A 19,286-nucleotide genomic window follows, 5' to 3' on the forward strand; every position below is an offset into this window, starting at 1 on the left:
GCCTCGTCGATGCGGCTGCGGCAGCGCGCGTCGGCGCGCAGCCGCGCGACGCCGCCGGCGTCGACGACGTGCGTGGCCAGGATCGGATAGCGGTCGAGCACGTGATCCCAGGCACGCTGCAGCAGCGGCCGGTCGACGGCGCCGTGCAGCCTCAGGCACAGCGGTATGTTGTACGCGCCGGAATCCGGATCGAGCCGCTGCAGCAGGTACAGCGCGCGCGCGCCGACCGACAGCGCGAACACCGGCGCGCCGTCGGGATCCTCCGGCGGCGTCGGCACCGGCGCGTCGGCGCGTTCGCGCGCCTGCAGCAGCGCGACGAGCTCGTTCCTGTGCCGCGCGATCGCCGCCTGCAGCGGCGCCGTCAGCACGCCCTTCTGGGCATAGCAGTTCAGCTGGCCGTCCTCGACCGCCAGCCGTATGTGCTGGCTGGCGAGCGTTCGCAGCAATTCGATGACCGTCGCCATGCTGCCCTCGTCAGCCGATGCCCCGCGTTCCGGGCGGCGGGCGTGCCGGACGCCGGAACGGCTTCCCTTCGCCGCCGGCGCGGCGGCGTCGCTGCGTTCAGCCGTGCGCCGCCATGCGCAGGCCCTGGCTCATCGAGCGGTCGTCGACGAGCTTGCCGTCGAACAGCGAGACCTGGCGCTGGGCCTGCTCGGCCGAACGCGGATCATGCGTGACCATCACGATCGTGCTGCCCTTGCGATGCAATGCGCCGAGCAGGTCCATGACGATCTGTGCGTTCTTGGAATCGAGGTTGCCGGTCGGTTCGTCGGCCAGCAGCACCTTTGGCTTGCCGACGAGCGCGCGCGCGATCGCGACGCGCTGCTGCTGGCCGCCCGACAGCTCGGCCGGGTAGTGCTTCTGGCGGTGGCCGATCTCGACCTGCTCCAGCGCCTCGAGCACGAGCTCGCGGCGCTGCGCGCGCGACAGGTCGTTGCGGAACGTCAGCGGCAGCTCGACGTTCTCGAACACGCTCATGTCGCCGATCAGGTTGAAGGCCTGGAAGATGAAGCCGATCTCCTGGTTGCGCACGCGCGCGCGCTCCTTCTCGTCGAGCGCGCCGACCTCGGTGCCGTTGAGCAGGTACTTGCCTTCGGTGAAGGAGCTCAGCAGCCCCATGACCGACAGCAGGGTGGACTTGCCGCAGCCCGAGGGCCCGCTGATCGACACGTATTCGCCGGCGTCGATCGCGAGATGGATGTTGTTGAGTGCCCAGGTTTCCAGTTCTTCGGTGAAGAACACTTTTTTGACGGCTTGCAGTTCGATCAGATGGGACTTGCTCACAGTTGATTCTCCTGGTGCTCCGTCAGGCGGTTTCGGAAGCTTGCGCTCAAGCCCCGCGTTCTTGGTTGCATTCAGTTGAGCAGGATCCTGTCCTTGCTCTGCCACTCGCCCGTCTCCGAGGTGATGATGCGATCGCCCGGCTGCAGGCCGCTCAGCACCTGTAACTGATCGACGGAAATCTTTCCTGCGCTGACCGGCACGCGCGTGGCGTAGCGTCCGCCCGAATCGAGCTTGTAGACCATGATCGGCGCGTTGGACTTGGCGTACGCGGGACGCCCGACGTACAGCGTGTCCGACAACTGGGCCAGGTAGACGATGCCTTCGACGGCCAACTGGGGCCGCGCGCCGGCGGGCATGTCCCCTTTCAGGTCGACGTCGACGATGACCGTGCCGTCCGTGACGGCCGGGTCGACCCGCGCGACGACGCCATCGATCGTCCCGTTGCGTGTATCGACGACGACCTGCTGTCCGGGCTGCACTTCGGTCGCTTCGCGCGCAGGCACGCGCAGTTCCGCATACAGCCGGTCCGGCTGGGCCAGTCTGCCCACCGGAGCACCGGGCTGGAGCTGCTGGCCGACGTCGACCGCAACCTCCTGCACCACCCCGTCGATGCCCGCGACGATGCGCAGGTTCACGACCTGGTCGCGGGCGCGGTCGAGCGCGCGGGCCAGTTCGTTGACGCGCGACTGGCGGACATCGAGCTGCACCTTCACGTTGTCGCGAACCGCGCTGAATCGCTTCTTTTCCAGCGCATGGCGCTCGGTCGTCTGCGCGACCGTGAGCTTGCTGTTGTCGAAGTCGATCTGCGACACGATGCCGCGGCCGAACAGCTTGGTCTCCGCCGCCAGGCGCGCCTCGGCCTTTTCCTGTTCGAACCGGGCCTGAGTCAGCAGTGCCTCCTGATTGAGGAGGTTTGCGCGCAGCTCCGACTCGGCCGATTTGGCTTCGTTGACCGCGCCTTCCCAGGCCGACCTGGCCTCTTCGGCGCTGGCGACGAGCTGCGGGTTGGTCAGCTCCACGAGCAGGTCGCCGGCTTTGACGGCGTCGCCGGCCTTGACATGCGTTCTGGCGACCCGCCCCATGACCTGCGAGGCGATGTACTCGACGTTGTTCGGTATCAGCTGGCCGTTCGCGCGCACCGTTATCTCGAGCGTGCCGCGCTTGACCGTATCGAGCGTGACCCGGCTCCGGCCGACGCGCTGCGTGCTGAAGTCGATGCTGACGAGAGTGACGAGGGTGGCGAGCGTCAGGCACGCGCCGGCGGTGATCAGCAGCGTACGCCGGTTGAAGGTGCGTTTCGGTTTCGATCGGGCATGGTCCATGGCCCCGTTTAGCAAACGGCATGCCAACGAATGTCGCAAAAAAATCAAGTAAAAACAGTATCTGATTTACTATTTCTATATTTTGTCCCAGACGCGGGACGCGCGAATCCAAGAAATGGGAATGCGGATGCGCGAGGCGTCGGTTCGCCGATTCCGGCTCGTCCGGCGCGGCGCCGCCATGCGGCGGCGCGCATGAAAACCGGCGACGATCGAAGCGGTCGTGCGCGTCGCGTCCTTGCGACAGAGCCCCGCCGTGCGCCCGCGCCGGATCTGCCGGCGCGCATTCCCAGTTTCGGCATGCGTGTTCCCAGTTATGGGATTGCCGTGCCGCCGATACGCGGCCCGCAGGGACGCCGACACCGCGACACCCGGCTTCACGCCTCGCGCAGTACGCACACTGGTGCAAAAGATACTTTGAAAGTAATTGGCACATGCCTTGCACGCCGCCACGCACTTTCCAATGCAGGTTCCGGTCCGGAGACGCCGCAATGCTATCGACACTGCTGTTCGACCTGAAATACGCGTGGCGGCTGTTCCTCAAGAGAGCCGGAAGCTCTTTTCTGTGCATCGTCGTCGTCGCGCTGAGCGTCGGACTGGCCCTGTTCGTCTACGTGATCGACTACAACATGGCACTGAAGCCGCTGCCGTTCACCGGCTCCGGCGACTGGCTGAGCCTTCAGCTGTCCGAGAACGCTTCCCGGCCGCAGCGTCCTCAGGTGGACGCCTACACTTATCAGGAGATCACGCGGCGCGTCGACAGAATCGACTATCTTGGCGCCTTTGCCGCCGAGACGGCCGTGTTGAGCGAAGGACAGACCAGCACGCGTCTGCGCGCCGCAGCCATCAGTCCCGGCTTGCTGTCGGCGATGCATGCCACGCCGCAGCTCGGCAGGACGTTCGATGCAGCCGACGCGAATCCCGGGGCGCCGCGCAACGTCCTGCTCAGCCACACGGCCTGGCAGACGTACTTCGCCGGCGATCCGGCCGTGGTCGGCAAACAAGCACGCATCGACGGCCAGCCCGTGCAGGTAGTCGGCGTGATGCCGGCGGATTTCTTCGCGTTCCGCGACTTCGAAATCTGGCGGCCGTTGCAGCTGCCGGCCCTTGCCGCGCCGGGCGACGCCGATCCGGTGCTGACGCCGATCGTGCGATTGAAGGACAGCCAGGGCAAGGAAGCGGCGGTCGCCGCGATCCAGGCCGTCGTCGACGATGCTGGCAAGAACTACCAGAGCCGCTTCGGCGCCGAGCGCGGCGTCGGCCTGTTCCCCGGCCACCGCATGTATACCCATGGGGACACGCCGGTCATCGCCATGGCGACGTTCATCGCCATCGCCGTGCTGTTCCTCGGCGGCGTGAACATCAGCCTCATCATTTTCGCGATGCTGATGGAACGTACGCGGGAGCTGGCCTTGCGCACCGCGCTGGGCTCCACGCGCCGCAGCCTCATTCGCCAGTGCCTGCTGCAATCGGGGTTCGTGGTCCTGTTCGGACTGGCGGTCGGCATCGTGCTCGCCGCGCTGTCGGTGGACTGGGCGCACGGCCTGCTCGATTTCACGGCGCGCATGCAGGCGCTCGGACGCAGCCCGAGCGAACTCGTCATGCGGCCGCTCGACCTCGTCGCGGCTGCGGCGATCGCGATCGTCCTGTGGCTGTCCAGCACGCTGATCCCGGCCGCTCGCCTGTCGAAGCTCGATCCGGCCGTATCGCTCGCGGGCACCGGCAAAGGCGGTCTCGGCTCCCGCAGCGGCAACCGGATGGCGAGCATCCTCGTCGGCGTCCAGGTGATCGTGTCGTCGCTGCTGCTCGTGATCTGCTCGAACGTGGTGCTGTCCGTCAACAAGGAACTCAACCGGCCGATCGGCGTGCAGGTCGAGCAGCGCATCATGTCCACCTACCCGACCGAGTTCGACGGCCGTTACGCGCAGGCCGCCGATCGGCTGCAGTACTGGGACCGGCTGACCGAAGCGGTCAAGCAGCGCATACCGGGCGCCGAGGTCGCCTACACCACGGCCGACCCGACCGGCCCGATCAACGAACCGGCGATGCTCGAAGACCGCAGCGACGTCGCCTCCGACGGCAGCCTGAAATTGCCGGTGTCCGTCGTCTCGGAGAACTATTTCGCACTGCTCGGCATAGGGCTGAAGGCGGGCCGCCTGTTCGACAGCACCGATGACGGTTCGGCGCCCGGCGTGGTGGTCGTCGATCAGCTGACGGCCGACCATTACTGGCCCGGCCGCAATCCGATCGGCCAGCGTCTGCGCCTGTCGCCGAACGGGGACAGCCCGTGGCTGACGGTCGTCGGTGTCGCCTCGTCCGTGGCGGGCCCGTACAGCCGGACCGTCGGCGTGGTCTACCGACCGCTGCGCCAGGTCGCGCCGGCGGGATTCCAGCTTCTCGTCAAGCTGCCGCCGGCGGCGCCGGAAAGCAGCCGCGAAGCGCTGCATGCGGCGGCGTTCGCGGTGGACCAGAACCTGCCTCTGCACAACCTGCAGATGCTGGACGACTACCTGCTGGCGCTGAATTCCTACAAGTCGCTGGTTCCGGGTTTCACGGGCATCGGCCTCGTCCTTCTGGTGCTCGCGGCCACGGGCCTGTTCGGACTGATCGGCCGCTCGGTATCGCAGCGCACCCAGGAAATCGGCGTGCGGCGCGCGCTGGGCAGCAGCCGGAGCGGCATCGTGGCGAGGTTCCTGCGGCAGGCATCGGTCTATCTCGTCATCGCCATCGTCGGCGGCTGTCTCGGCGTCGTCATGACGACCGGAATGAGCGGCGCGATTCCGAACGTGCTCGACAACGTGGCGCTCGTGACGACCGGGGTGTTCCTGACGTTGACCCTGGTCATCTTCGTCTCCGTGTACTTCCCGGTGCACCGCGCCGTAGCGCTGGAACCCGGCGACGCTCTGCGCCACGAATGAGGGGAACGCGGGGGCGCCGCGCCCTCGCGTGAGCGGAGCAACGCCGAACCGTGCACGCCCCGTCCGGTGCCCGGCTCGGCCGCAATCGTAGATGGCGAATTCAATCGGGAGGTCTCAATGCAGCAGCAAAGCAGCCCGCGGCGCAAGCGGCGCTTCGGGAAATTTCTTCTGGTCACCTTCGGTGTCCTGGCGGGGCTCGGCGTCGCGGCGCACCTGATCTGGAAGTACTCCGGCGACGGTGTTCCGCAGCTCGTCGTCGACGAAGACGGCATCAAGGTCTACAAGATCAAGAAGTCCGGCTCCAGCCTGTACACGATCAAGGCGACGCGCGTCGTCGACACCTCGATGGACAAGGCGGTTTCGGCCATGCTCGACGGCAGCCTCGAAAACTGCGCGGACTGGAATCCCAACTGCTACGTCTCGCGCGTCGTCGAGCCCTGGGACGCGAAGACGTCGTCCTACCTGCAGCTGTGGACGCAGAAGATGGGCTCGATGCTGAAGCCGCGCGAGTTTCTTCTGCGCGTCAATTTTTCCCAGGACCCGCAGACCCGGAGCGCCACGGTGCAGTTCAAGGCGGAGCCCGACAAGCTTCCGCCCGACGACTGCTGCGTACGGCTCAGCCACATGCAGAGCCGCTGGCAATTCACGCCGACCCCGGACGGAAAAGTGGGCGTCGAACTGCTGATGGACATCGACGTCGGCGTGCCCTACTTCCTGTTCAACGCACAGGCGCCGAACAACGTGCACTGGACGTTCGAGAATCTGCCCCGGCTCTTCAACCAGCCGCGCTACGACAATGCCAAGGTGGATTGGCTGCTGACATCGGCGGCCGCTCCCTGACACGCCGATAACGACCTGCAAAGAAAAACGCCGGCGGAAGCCGGCGTTTTTTGTTTCCGCTGTCCGGGCCGATGCGAGGCCCCGACGTTCGCGCCGAAACGCGGCGTCGGGAGCTCAGGACGCATCCTTCTCTCAAGTCAGCTCGACGTCGCGCAGCTGCAGGACATCGGCCACGGCCTGCGCTGCGGCCCCACGCAACAGCGAGTAATGGTCCGCGTCGATCGTGTGCGCCTGCAGCGTGTCGTCGACCAGCGCTTTCCAGCCGTAGTCGGTCGGCCCGGCCGCGGCGGCGCTTGCTACGGACATGGCGCGGAACAGCAGCACGTCGACGGGTTTCGGCAATGCGCGCGGGCGATAGGTCCGGTAACAGCGCCGGTTGGCCTGGAACAGGTGATACAGGCCTTCATACCCTTCCCGGTCCATTACGAACCCCTGCTCGGCGAACACGGCGAGTCGCTGCTCGGTCGTCATCGCGCGCAGCTGCGCCGCGCTGTAGTCGAACGATGCCCGGCCCTGCCCGGCCATTTCCAGGCACAGCTGGCGCATGTCCTCGAACTCGTCGGCCGCCGGCTGCGCGTTCAGGACGGCCGGCGTGACCGCGTCGAGCAGCGCCAGGTATTCGACCGTCTCGCCCTGCTCGAGCAGCTGCCGCGTCATCTCGTAGGCGACGACGCCGCCGTAGGAATGGCCGACGAGGCGGTACGGCCCCTGCGGCTGGATCGCGCGGATCGCCGCGAGATTCGCCGCCGCCGTGGCCTCGACACTGTCCGGCGGTGGTTCCGTACCGTCGAGGCCGATCGCCTGCAGCGCGTGGAACGGCTGCTGCGGGCCGAGCGCGCGGCTCAGCTCGCGCAGGCCGAGCACGTTGCCGCCGACACCCGGCAGCACGAACACCGGCGTGCGCTCGCCGCCGGCCTGTATCGTGACGACGAGGCCCTGCGCCGCGGCCTTGGCGGACGGCGCGCGCAGGCTCTCGACGAGCTCGGCGAGCTGGCCGATGGTCACCTGGTCGAACAGCGCGCGCACCGGCAGATCCACGCCGAGCTGGGCGCGGATGCGGTACAGCAGCTGGGTCGCGAGCAGCGAATTGCCGCCGAGCTCGAAGAAGTTGTCGTTGACGCCGATCCGCGCCTGCTCGAGCACGAAGCCCTTTTCCTTGAACACGTGGGCCCAGATCTCGGCCAGCGCGCGTTCGGTATCGCTGCGCGGCGCGATGTATTCCTCGCTCGATTCCAGGCCGACGTCGATGCGCTCGAGCGCCTTGCGATCGGCCTTGCCGTTGGAGGTCACCGGAATCGACGCGACGCTGACGAACGCCGCCGGAATCATGTACTCCGGCAGCGTCTCGAGCAGATGCGCGCGCAGATCCTTGTGGGCGAGCCGGACCACGTCGTCGCGCGTCGAGTCGTGGGTGCGGTAGAACGCGATCAGCTGCTTGTAGCCGTCCGGGCCGCGCGCGATGACCACGCTCTCGCTGATCGCCGGGTGGCGGTTCAGATGGGCCTCGATCTCGCCGGTCTCGATGCGCACGCCGCCGATCTTGACCTGCGCGTCGATGCGGCCGAGGTACTGGATGTTGCCGTCGTCGAGCCAGCGCGCGAGGTCGCCGGTGCGGTACATGCGCGTGCCGGGATCGAACGGATTGGCGACGAAGCGCTCCCGGGTCAGCTCGGGGCGGTTCAGATAGCCGCGCGCGAGGTTGACGCCGGCGATGTGCAGCTCGCCGGGCACGCCGACCGGCTGCGGGTTGTTCGCCTCGTCGACGATGTGGATCTGCGTGTTGTCGATCGGCGCGCCGATCGGCACGAACGGATACGCGATGCGCGTGCAGTCGTAGAACGTCACGTCGATCGCCGCTTCGGTCGGGCCGTAGAGGTTGTGCAGCGCGGCGTTCGGGAACACGCGGCGGTAGCGGTCGACCGAGGTGCGATCCAGCGCCTCGCCGCTACAGAAGATCAGGCGCACGCCGGGGCACTGGCCTTTCGCGTTGTCGAGGAACGCATGCAGCATCGACGGCACATAGTGCAGGGTCGTGACGCCGACGCCGTTGATCAGGCCCTCGAGGTACTGCACGTCGGAATGGCCGTTCGGCTCCGCGAACGCGAGCGAGGCGCCGGTCATCGGCGGCCAGAAGAATTCCCAGACCGACACGTCGAAGCAGTACGGCGTCTTCTGCACGACCACATCGCGGCTGTCGAGCCCGTAGCTCTTCTGCATCCAGTGGATGCGGTTGACGAGCGCGCGGTGTTCGACGAGCACGCCCTTGGGCTTGCCGGTCGAACCCGAGGTGTAGATCACGTACGCGACATTCCCGGGACCGACCTCCCGGCGCAGCGCCAGACCCTGCGCCTTGCGTCGCGCAGTTTCCCCGCGCAGCGCCGGCCATTGCCTGTCGAGCGTGATGATCGTCGCGCCCTCGCCCGCGAGCGCCTGCAGGCGGTCGCGGAAACGCGATTCGGTCAGGATCACGCGCGCGGCCGAATCCTCGAGCATGTAGCTCACGCGATCGTCGGGATAGTCCGGATCGATCGGCATGTAGGCGCCGCCGGCGCGCACGATGCCCTGGATGCCGATCATCATGTCGACCGAGCGGTTCACGCACAGCGCGACGATGGTGTCCGGCTCCACGCCGAGCGACTGCAGGTGCAGCGCGAGCAGTCCCGTCTCGTGCTCGAGCTCGGCGTAGTTCAGGCGGCGCTCGGCATCGCTGGTCGCCGGCCGTTCCGGACCGGCCGCGACCTGATCGAGGAAGAAGTCGTGGATGCAGCGCTCGCGCGGGAACGGCGCGTCGGTCGCGTTCCATCCGGCGATACGTGCGCGGTCCTGCCCGGTCGCGATCGGGTACTGCGCGAGCAGGCGCTGCGGGTCCTGCGCGATCCCGTCGATGAGCACGCGCAGGTGCGCGAGCATGCCGCGCAGGACCTCGTTCGGGCAGCACTCGGGATTGCCCTGCAGATGGAGACGGAACGCGTCGCCGTCGTCGAACACTTCCAGCGCGATGTCGAAGTCGCCTTCGGCCTCCTGGCGGAAGCCGCTGACCGGCGCCAGACCGAATTCGTCGCGTACGGCGCGGAACTCGCCGTCGTCGAGGTTCGCGAATTCCTGATAAGCGTAGAACAGCTTGAACTCGGTATTACCCTCGACCTTCTGCCGGTTCATCATCAGCGGGAACGGATAGGCCGAGTGGAACACGGCGTCGAGCAGGGTCATCTGCGTGCCGCGCAGGAAATCGGGCAGCGTCTGCGGCGCGTCGAAGCGGCCGCGGATCGGCACGATGTTGAAGAAATAGCCGATTTCGTCGGTGAACCGGCTGTCCGGCCGCACGATGACCGGCATGACGACGACGATGTCCTTCTGGCTCGAGTACTTGTGCAGCAGCAGCTGGAACAGTGAGAGGAACAGCGCCGAATGCTGCAGCGACTGCTGCCGCGCGAACTCGCGCAGCCAGCGGCTGACGTCGTCGGGCAGCACGTCCACGACGATCTCCGCCTTGTAGTCGGCCGGCAGCGGCTGCGGCGCGTCGGGCAGCAGCTTGAACCGCGGCAGCTCGCCCTGCAGCTGCTGCTGCCAGAACGCCGCGTGCTGCGCGCCCTCGGCCGACGCGAGCATCTGCGATTCCCAGGCCACGAACGGCTCGAAGCCCGAGGCGTCGCGCGCCGCCGGCCGTGTGCGGCCGGCCGCCGCGTCGCGATAGGCACCGAACAACGCGCGCAGCAGGATGCCCGTGGAGAAGCCGTCGAAAATCAGGTGGTGGATCAGGATGAACAGCCCGGTGCGGCCGTTGCCCCAGTCGAACAGGGTGATCCGCGACAGCGGACCCGTCTGCAAGTCGAACGGTTCGAGCACCTTGGCCTGGAAGTGGGCGACGAGCTCCGCATCGCCGTGCAGCGCGAGGGTTTCCCGCTGCAGCCGCGAGCGGCAGGCCTCGTCGAGGCGGTGCGACAGCCGGCCTTCGTGTTCGACGACGCGCGTCTTCAGCAGCGGAAAGCGATCGATGACGCGGTCCCAGGCCTCGGCCAGCAGGCCGGCGTCGACGGCGGCGCCGATCTTCACGCAGATCGGCACGGCGTGGCTGCGTTCGGGGTTGAGCTTCTGCAGGATGTAGTGGGAGTTCTCACCGACCGACAGTGCGAACTCGTCGCTGCGCGCGGACGGCGCGGCGCCGCCGTTCTGCAGGATGTCGATGATCGCCGGCTTGTGCCGTGTGATGCCGTCGGCGAGCGCCTTGGTCAGCGCCCCTTTCGGCGCATAGCAGTTCAGCTTGCCGTCTTCGACCGCGAGCTTGATGTCTCTGCCGGCCAGCTCGCTCAACAACGCCCAGACTTCTTCCACAGTGCTCTCCGATGAACGACGGAATGTCGGATACGACGATGACGGGACGCGCGACGAAGGCCCTGTACCGTCGCGGGCGGCCGGGCGGATTCGCGGGAATCGGGGAATTGCGGCGCGGCGGCGATGCAGCCGGCCGGCAACGCGAAAACGCACCGTGCGTCGCCGCGCGGCGTTCCGGTCCGGAGCCGATCGTCCTGCAACTGCCACATCACGGTGTCCAAAAAAGTCGGCGCCGCGACGCGCAGTACCGGCGCTGCCGCGGCATTCCCCATCGGCCGGTTTCAGCAAGGCCCATGCCACCAGCGCAGGCCTTGTGGATCAGCCAGTTGCGCCGCCAGCGGCGGACGCCGTCCCATTTGCGGGATGGCACAGTCCTGAAAATGGAATGCGCTACATGGCGTCAATGTCAAAAAAATGTATTCGCCTTAGTCCCGAACGGGACTGATTTCATGAAAGCGAATTTACCCAATAAGACACAACGTTATTTCTGCATTTTCCTCTGGAATGCCCGCGCGGCAACAGTCACAATCGGCGCTTGCGCGGACGTCGCGGCCGCCCTCCCCGGCGGCTCCCGTGGCGTCCCGGCGCATGCCGTTCCGCCAACCCGCGAATAGGAATCCCTCGTGAAGATACTTTTCCTGTGCATCTGGGCCGAATGGCCGTCCAACCGCCCGTACCTCGATACCGAGGAACACGAGATCTGGTACGTCTGCGATCCGAACGGCCTGCGATACGTCAAGAACTATCTCGCACCGGACGAGATCGCGGGGCTGACCCTGCCGACCAGCGACGATCCGCGCGAGCTCATGCGGATGCTGCAGGACGTCCATCGGCAGTTCCCGTTCGAGCGCGTCGTCGCGGTCGACGAACGCACCGTGCTGCCGGCAGCCTACATCCGCGAGGCGTTCAACATTCCGGGCCCGCGTCCGGCCGAGGTCGACGCGTTCCGCAGCAAGCGCACGATGAAGCAGTGGCTCGCGCCGCGCGGCGTCCGAGTGATCCGCGACCTGGACAGGGCCGAGCTCGACGCGGGACCGTTCGTACCCTGCGTGATCAAGTGCCCCGACGGCACCGCGTCGGGCGGCGTCCATCTCTGTCACGCGCGCGCCGACTACGAGGCGCACCGGCACGAGCTCGACAACGGCGCGATGCTCGAGGAGTTCGTCGAAGGCGACATCTTCCACATCGACGGCGCCTACAACGCCGACGGCGTGGTCGCGGTTCCGCACGCCTACCTCAACACCTGCTTCGACCACTACGTGCTGGGCCTGCCGGTCGGCTCGATCGGCGTCGACGAGCCCGTGCTCAAGCAGCGCCTCGTCACCTTCGCCGAGCAGGTCATCGCCGCGCTGCCGCTGCGCGAAGGCGTCTACCACATGGAAGTCATCCGCACGCCGCAGGACGAGCTCGTGTTCCTCGAGATCGGCGGGCGCGTCGGCGGCGGCGAGGTCTACCGCAACTTCACCGACGTCTACAACTTCGACCTGCTCGAATTCCACATCGCCTCGCAGCTCGGCCAGTCGCCGAAGCTGCGCAAGATCCGCGAGAACACGGTCGGCGGCTGGCTGATGATCAACAGCGTCGCACACGTGCCCGGCGTCTTCACCGGCATCCGCTACGAACCGCTCGCCGAGGACAACTGCGCGTACTCGCTGTATCACCCGCGACTCGGCCACGCGTACGACCTGCGCGAGCGCATGTCGATGAAGTATTCGTTCCGCGCCGACACCTCGGCCCAGGTGCGGGCCAGTGTGATCGAGCTCATGGAGAAGGTCGGCATGGACTCGGTACCGCTGCCTGCCGCGGCCGCGACGGCCGCGCCGGAACTCGACGCGGTCGCCTGAACCGGCCGGATCGCGCCGGTTCAGGCCGGCGCGAGCTCGTCGATGTCGAAATAGCCGTTGTAGCCCTTGAGGTAGACCGCGGCGCGGTGGCCGAACAGCACGATCGCCTCGGTGCGCGTCTCGAGCGTCGCGTCGGCCATCAATGTGGAACGCACCTTCGCGCCGACCGCGTGGCGGCGGTTCCAGTCGGCCACCTTATGTTCGGCGTTCGCGCCGCCGGCCGTGTCCGCCGTAGCGGCCGCGGCGGCCGGCGCGGCCTTGGGCGGATTCTTGGCGCGATGGTCGCGGATCGACTTGACCAGCCGCGTCAGCACGTCGCCGTGGCCGCATTCGTCGAACTGCATCGGATCGGCGTCGCTGCCGAGCGCGATCAGGTGCTCGACGCTGTCGGACCAGCGCACGGGACTCGCGATCTGCCGCGCGAGCGTCTCGACGACGGCGTCGGCCGCATACGGCTGCGCGGTCACGTTCGAGATCACCGGAATCGCCGGCGGCGCGATCGCGATCGTCTGCAGGAACGCGCGGAATTCCTGCTGCGCCTCGGCGAGGAAGCGCGTGTGGAACGCACCGCTGGTATTGAGCGGAAAGAACAGCACGCGGCCCTTCTGCAGCAGAGGCTGTGCCGCAGCGACTTCTTCCTTGAGTCCCGAGATGACGATCTGGGTCGGCGTGTTGAAGTTCGCGAGCTCGACGTTCGTCAGGCCGTTGTCGCGCAGCACCGCCTCGATCTGCTCGGGGGTAGAGTTCAGCACGGCCGCCATGCCGCCGCCGCTGACCTGGCTCATGAGCTGGCCGCGCTTCTGCACGAGCCGCAGCCCGTCCTCGAAGCTGAAGCAGCCGGCCGCGAGCAGCGCGTTGAATTCGCCGAGGCTGTGGCCGGCCAGGTAGTCGGGCTTCGCGCCGCTTTCCTCGAGCTTCCGGCAATACGACAGCGCGTTGACGACGAACAGCGCCGGCTGCGTGAAGCGCGTGTTGTCGAGCTCCTTGCGCGGATCCTCGAGGCAGAGTTCCTTGATCGAATAGCCGAGTATCGCGTCGGCCTGCGCGGTCAGTTCGGCGAATTCGTCGAACAGCGCGCCGCCCATGCCGCGCACCTGCGAGCCCTGGCCCGGAAACATGCACGTCTTCATCTACTGCTCCTTGCTGCCCTGCCCGGCGCGAACGCCGCGGGTGTGGAAACGAAGTCGCCGGCGCTCAGGCCTGCACGCCGGCCTGGCGGCCGTGCAGCAGCGCCGCGAGTTCGCCGATGTTCTCGGCGCGGATGGTCTCCGACAGCGGAATGTCGAGCTCCATCGCCTCGAGCGTCATCATGACGATCTCGGAGCGGTCGATGGAGTTGGCGCCGAGCGCGCGCAGCGAGTCGGTCCACTGGAACGCATGCTGCTCGAGCCGCGGGATGACCTCGCCGGCGTGGCGGGTGATCAGGGCGAAGATCTCTTCTTTGGTCACGGGTGATTCCTTTGATGGAGGCGGCCGGCGGCGCAGCCGGCAGAGGCGATGCCAGCTGGCGGACGTCAGCTGACCCAGTCGTATTCCCGGTGGAATTCCTTGATCTCCTTGAGGAACAAGGTCGGCCGGCCGTGCGTCGTGCGGGCCTGCGGGATGAAGTCGGGATCGAGCGTGACGTTGCGCGTGCCGAACTTGACCGTGTTGTTCGTGACGAGCAGCTCGTCGTATTCCTGCATCGTCAGCTCGTAGCGGCGATCCAGGTGCGCGGCGATGTTCTGCGCGCGCAGTTTCGACTGGCCGTCCCGGCCGGCGACGCCGCTGAAGAATTCCGAGCAGCAGCCCGAGCCGTAGGAGAAGCAGCCGATGCGCTGCGAGCTGCTGAAGTCGCCGTGGTCGATCGCGCTCGCGATCGCCATCAGCGTGCTCGCGCCCATGATGTTGCCGACGCGCTGACCGTAGTTGAGGCTCGGCTGCACGCGGCGGTCGAAATCGGCCTCGATCTCGGCCGGGCGCGCCTTGGCGATCTTGCGCATGATGTTGCGGTGCGCGCCCTTGACCATGCCGCCGAACGGCGTGTGCATCGCGAGATAGCCGAACGTACCGGCGAGGTCGGCGCCCTCGACGCGCTTCTGGTATTCGAGAAAGGCCTTCTCGCAGCAGTCGAGATAGGACAGCAGGGACAGGTCGGCGTCGCCCGCTTCCTTGTCGGGTGCGGGCCGGCAGGTGTCCATGACCTCGTAGCCGTAGTAGCCGCTCGCGCCGACGTCGATCTGGAACACGTGCGGGATCTCGCTGATCAGCGCGGCGACCGCGCCGGCGCCGCTGCTCGGCTCGAAGAACGACCAGTCCTCGGTCAGTCCTTCGCCGCCCTCCTCGACCATGAAGCGCGAGATGTCCGTCGCGACCAGCAGCACCTTCGCGCCCGGCGAGACGTCCGACAGGATGAAGTTGATCGCGGTCTGCAGCCCGGCGATGCCCGAATAGCAGGCGTTCTTGAGCTCGAACAGCCGGCAGTTGCGGTTGAGGCCGAGCAGGTTGTGGAAATAGGTGCTCATCGACTTGCCGAAGTCGAACGCCGACTCGGTGCAGGTGATGACGACTTCGATGCGGTCCTTTTCCTCGGGACTCAGCGCGTCGATCAGCGGCTTCGCCGCGTTGACGCCGAAGGTGATCGGGTCCTCGTACGGCAGCGCGACGGTCTTTTCCTTCATGAGCAGGTTGGAGAACCGCGTCATGTCCAGGCCGCGATGCATCGCGAGCTTCTCCACGTCGACACGCGCCGTGCCGGCGAACACGTTCATTGCTTCGATTCCTACCGCTCGCATGCGCTTCCCCGCCTCTGGATGAGATCCGGCACCGGCCCTGCGGCCCTGCCTAGTGGAACGTGAAAAGTTTGGCGCGGCTCTGTCCCGGCCGGAGCCGGAACGCCGCGAATCCCTGCCGGTCGCGGAACTGCAGATAGATGTTTTCCTGCAGCACGTCGGCGAACAGCTGGCCCGGCGGCTTGCCGAACGAATGGCCCGGGTAGATCCGCGTCTGCGGCCGCAGCTCGCGCTTGAGCCGCTGCAGGCTGTCGAACATCTGGTGCGCCGCGTCGACGCCGGGGCAGATGCCGCAGCCCTCGGCGAACAGCACGTCGCCGGTGAACAGGTTGTCGCCGATCAGATAGCAGACGCAGCCCGGCGTGTGGCCCGGCGTCAGCAGCGGCTTGACGAGCATGCGGCCGACCCACCAGGCGTTCTCGTCGATGCCGACGAGCCCGGGCGCACGGAAACCCGACGCGGCGATTTCCTCGCGCGACATCCACAGCGGACAGCCGTACTTCGTGGCCAGCGGCTTGGCGAGGTCGATGTGGTCCGGATGCGCATGCGTCAGCAGGATGCCGTCGAGGCCGGCATTCGCGTCATCGAGCGCCTGCTCGATGACGTCGGCCTGCCAGGCCGGATCCACGAGCACGGCGCGCCGCGTCGACGGATCGGTCACGAGGTAGTTGTAGTTCGTCATGGAGCCCCGCGCAGTGCGCAGTACGCCGACTTCGGGCGCATACGGCATCGACCTTGGCAACGGGTTCCCGCTCATACCGTGACGACTCCCCCCTGGAGTCCTTGCGCATGCCGCCTCAGTCCGTTCCCCTGGCGGACTGCGCAGCGGCGGGGCCTCTCGCGCGGGCCCGACCGAGACGATGCTCGCCGTGGCGGCGAGTACGGAAGTAGACGCGATGACAAAGTCATCGTCAAGATTGTTTTCCATTAAAAGTCGCGCATGAATGATCCATTCGTACAAATCGCCGCACCCTGCACGATGCGGCGCCGCCATCAAGCCGTCACAGTTCCACCGCGACGTCGTATTCGCGGACCCAGGCGCCGACCGACAGCACGCGCTCCAGATCCGCCCGCTCGTAGTGCAGCGACCGTCCGGCGTTGGCCGGACGCGCGAGCAGGCGCTCGATGTAGCGCCGGTTGAGCAGCGGCGCGGCCGGGTGCCCGCCGTCGGCGAGCAGCGCGGCGACCCGCGCGCGCAGCGCCTGTTCGTAGGCCGGATCCTGGGTCGACGGGTACGGGCTCTTGGTCCGCTCCACGATCGACGCCGGCAGCAGGTCGCGCGTCGCCGCGCGCAGCACGCTCTTTTCGCGGCCGTCGAAGGACTTCATCGCCCACGGGATGTTGAACACGTAGTCGACGAGCGCCGGATCGCAGAACGGCACGCGCACTTCGAGCCCGACGGCCATGCTCATGCGGTCCTTGCGGTCGAGCATGAACTGCAGGAACCGGGTCAGGTGCAGATAGCTGAGCTCGCGCATGCGCGCATCGGCGGCGCTTTCGCCGTCCAGCCGCGGCGTCTCGGCGACGGCTTCGGCGTAGCTGTCGTCGTGGAACGCGCCGAGGTCGAGCTGCTCGCGTACTTCGCGATCGAGGACCTCCGCGCCGTTGAACACGGTGCCCGTGCCGGCCAGCCAGGGAAACTTGCGGCCGTCTACGACGTGCGGCTGATGGAACCAGGCGTAGCCGCCGAAGATCTCGTCGGCGGACTCGCCCGACAGCGCGACGGTCGATTCGCGGCGGATCGCGCGGAACAGCTGGTACAGCGACGAGCACATATCGCCGGACAGGTTCAGCGGCAGGTCGCAGGCCTGCAGCACCGTGCGGTTCAGCGCTTCGTCGTTGAGCTCGCGGCTGTCGAGCACGATCTCCGTGTGGTTGCAGCCCGTATGGGCGACGAAGTCGCGCACGAACGGCGTGTCGTGCGACTTGTGCGGGCCGCTGTCGGCGAAGCCGGCGCCGTGGCTCACGAAATCCACCGAGAACGAACGCGTCGCGGCGCCGTCGCGCGTGGTGATGCGGTGCGCGAGCGCGGTGATCGCCGAGGAATCCAGGCCGCCGGACAGCAGCGTGCACAGCGGCACGTCGCTGACGATCTGCCGGCGCACCGAGTCGCCGAGCAGTTCGGCGACGCGCTCGACCGTGCGCGGCAGATCGTCCTCGTGCGCGTGTGCCTCGAGCTTCCAGAAGCGGCGCTTGCGCAGGCCGTCGCGGTCGAAGCGGATGATCTGCCCCGGACGGACCTCGTGCATGCCCGCATACGGCGTGCGCTCGGGATTGCGCGCGAGCACGAAGATCTCGCGCAGCCCGGCGCGGTCGGTGCGCGCGCGCGCGTCGGGATGCGCGAGGATGGCCTTGGGTTCGGAGCCGAACAGCACGCCGTCGCCGAGCGGGTAGTAGTACAGCGGCTTGATGCCCATGAAGTCGCGCGCGAGCAGCAGGGACTCGCTGCGCGCGTCCCAGATCGCGAACGCGAACATGCCGTTCAGGCGCTCGGCGACGGCGTCGCCCCACTCGAGATAGCCGCGCAGCACGACCTCGGTGTCGCTGCGCGTCGCGAAGCGGTGGCCCTTGCGTTCGAGCTCGGCGCGCAGCTCGACGAAATTGTAGATTTCGCCGTTGTAGCTCAGGCACGCGACCGTGCGCTCACCGTCGGTTTCGATCATGGGCTGCGCGCCGCCGGACAGATCGATGACCGCCAGGCGCCGGTGGCCCAGGGCGACGTGCCTGTCCACCCAGACGCCGCTGGCGTCGGGGCCGCGCTGGGCGAGCGTGCGCGTCATCGCCTCGATGACGCCGCGCCGCTCGCGCAGATCGCTGGAGAAACTCAGCCAACCGGCAATTCCACACATCGCTTCCTGTCTCCTGCAATCGCTGCGACTCGCGGAACCGCGCGGCACGCAGCCGGCCGCGCGGCGGTAACGTTCGGGCTCAGCCGACCTGGGCCAGCGCATTCGCGACTTCGGCGCGCGGCACCGCGCGCAGCGCGAGTCCCTTGAACGCGGCCAGCCGCTCGCCGTCCTCGGTAAGCAGGCAGATGTCGAATACGTGGCGGTCGTCCGCGCCGCGGCCCGGCGCCGCCATCCGCGCATGCACGTAGCAGCTGCGGGCCGCGCGGCGCACGATCTGCAGCTCCTCCAGCGCCTGCGGCGCATAGGCGCTGCGCGCCGGGCCGTCGAGCAGCGCGAGCGCGACCTGGAACGCGCCGTCGATCAGCGCCGGATGCAGCACGAAATGCGCGTCGCCGCCGTCGGCGGACGGATCGAGCGCCACCCGCGCGAGCGCCGTGCCGGGTCCGCACCAGAGCTCGCGCACGCTGCGCAGGCCGGCGCCGCAGACGATCCCGCGCGCCTCCAGGCGCTGGTAATGCGCGGCGGCGTCGAGCGGCACGCCCTGCGCCTTCAGCGCGGCGATCGCCGGCGGCGCCGGCAGCGCCGCGGTCTGGCGCGAGCCGAGCAGCAGGCGGCCGTGCGAATGCACGGTCCGGCGTCCGCCGTCGTCGAGCGAGGCGACGGCGTACTCGATCGCACCGGCGGTGTCGCGGACGCTCGTGCGCACGAGCTGCAGGTCGGAGTCGAGGTACAGCGGCTGCGTCCAGACCACGTCGCGCACGCCGCGGATGCGCCGGTCGCCGGCCAGGCCGGCGCAGGCGCAGGCCAGCTCCAGAACGGCCGCGGGCGACAGCGCCGCATGGCCGTGCAGCGCCTGCGTGAACGGCGCCGGCGGCGTGGTCGACAGCCAGGAATCGAAGCTGACTTCGCGCAATGTGGACGAGTTGTACGAGATCAGAGGATGCAGCCGTTCCAGCGGACCGGCCTCGGCGACGGCGGACGCCGGGGCGCCCTCGCCCGCATCGACGATCCAGCAGCGCTCGCCGGCGAACGGATAGGTCGGTGCGGCGATGCGCGGCGGCGGCGCGGCACCGTGCAGGCGCGACCAGGCCGGATCCTCGCCGGCGACCCAGCGCTGCGCGCAGGCCTG

13 protein-coding genes are annotated in these 19,286 nt (G+C 67.8%); 3 read left to right on the forward strand and 10 right to left on the reverse strand.

The window, feature by feature from the left end; all coding sequences use genetic code 11:
- The 3 genes from NON22_RS08305 to NON22_RS08315 form a co-directional block, all read right to left on the reverse strand.
- Positions 1-464: TubC N-terminal docking domain-related protein (locus NON22_RS08305; protein WP_257386462.1), on the reverse strand; the 464-nt coding region annotated here is incomplete at its 3' end.
- Between the two features lie 97 nt (positions 465-561).
- A complete protein-coding gene (locus NON22_RS08310; protein WP_257386463.1) occupies positions 562-1,284 on the reverse strand; it encodes an ABC transporter ATP-binding protein in 723 nt (240 codons plus the stop codon).
- A gap of 71 nt (positions 1,285-1,355) precedes the next feature.
- On the reverse strand, positions 1,356-2,606 hold the full coding sequence (locus NON22_RS08315) for an efflux RND transporter periplasmic adaptor subunit (protein WP_257386464.1): 1,251 nt from the start codon (positions 2,604-2,606) through the stop codon (positions 1,356-1,358).
- 488 nt (positions 2,607-3,094) lie between these two features.
- Between NON22_RS08315 and NON22_RS08320 the strand changes: the two genes are divergently transcribed.
- Positions 3,095-5,521 carry an ABC transporter permease gene (locus NON22_RS08320; RefSeq protein ID WP_257386465.1) on the forward strand — a complete coding sequence of 809 codons (2,427 nt, stop codon included), beginning with the start codon at positions 3,095-3,097 and terminating at the stop codon, positions 5,519-5,521.
- A gap of 117 nt (positions 5,522-5,638) precedes the next feature.
- Positions 5,639-6,361, forward strand: coding sequence for an START domain-containing protein (locus NON22_RS08325; protein WP_257386466.1), 723 nt, complete (start codon positions 5,639-5,641; stop codon positions 6,359-6,361).
- Between the two features lie 132 nt (positions 6,362-6,493).
- On the opposite strand, the gene NON22_RS08330 is transcribed toward NON22_RS08325, so the two are convergent.
- The gene (locus NON22_RS08330) at positions 6,494-10,693 is read right to left on the reverse strand and encodes a non-ribosomal peptide synthetase (protein ID WP_257386467.1); all 4,200 of its coding nucleotides are present in this window, start codon (positions 10,691-10,693) and stop codon (positions 6,494-6,496) included.
- Between the two features lie 623 nt (positions 10,694-11,316).
- Here NON22_RS08330 and NON22_RS08335 point away from each other — a divergent pair.
- Positions 11,317-12,537, forward strand: coding sequence for an ATP-grasp domain-containing protein (locus tag NON22_RS08335; protein ID WP_257386468.1), 1,221 nt, complete (start codon positions 11,317-11,319; stop codon positions 12,535-12,537).
- 20 nt (positions 12,538-12,557) lie between these two features.
- On the opposite strand, the gene fabD is transcribed toward NON22_RS08335, so the two are convergent.
- The 6 genes from fabD to NON22_RS08365 form a co-directional block, all read right to left on the reverse strand.
- Positions 12,558-13,667, reverse strand: a complete 1,110-nt coding sequence (gene fabD / locus NON22_RS08340) for an ACP S-malonyltransferase (protein WP_257386469.1) — start codon at positions 13,665-13,667, stop codon at positions 12,558-12,560.
- Positions 13,668-13,731: 64 nt separating this feature from the next.
- A complete protein-coding gene (locus NON22_RS08345; RefSeq protein ID WP_257386470.1) occupies positions 13,732-13,986 on the reverse strand; it encodes an acyl carrier protein in 255 nt (84 codons plus the stop codon).
- Between the two features lie 65 nt (positions 13,987-14,051).
- The gene (locus NON22_RS08350; protein ID WP_257386471.1) at positions 14,052-15,311 is read right to left on the reverse strand and encodes a hydroxymethylglutaryl-CoA synthase family protein; all 1,260 of its coding nucleotides are present in this window, start codon (positions 15,309-15,311) and stop codon (positions 14,052-14,054) included.
- Between the two features lie 49 nt (positions 15,312-15,360).
- Complete coding sequence (locus NON22_RS08355; protein ID WP_257386472.1) at positions 15,361-16,065, reverse strand: MBL fold metallo-hydrolase; 705 nt, start codon at positions 16,063-16,065, stop codon at positions 15,361-15,363.
- A gap of 244 nt (positions 16,066-16,309) precedes the next feature.
- On the reverse strand, positions 16,310-18,157 hold the full coding sequence (gene asnB / locus NON22_RS08360) for an asparagine synthase (glutamine-hydrolyzing) (protein ID WP_257386473.1): 1,848 nt from the start codon (positions 18,155-18,157) through the stop codon (positions 16,310-16,312).
- 79 nt (positions 18,158-18,236) lie between these two features.
- Positions 18,237-19,286: polyketide synthase dehydratase domain-containing protein (locus NON22_RS08365; RefSeq protein WP_257386474.1), on the reverse strand; the 1,050-nt coding region annotated here is incomplete at its 5' end.

The organism is Tahibacter caeni (assembly GCF_024609805.1).
In the GTDB taxonomy this organism is placed as follows: Bacteria; Pseudomonadota; Gammaproteobacteria; order Xanthomonadales; family Rhodanobacteraceae; genus Tahibacter; species Tahibacter caeni.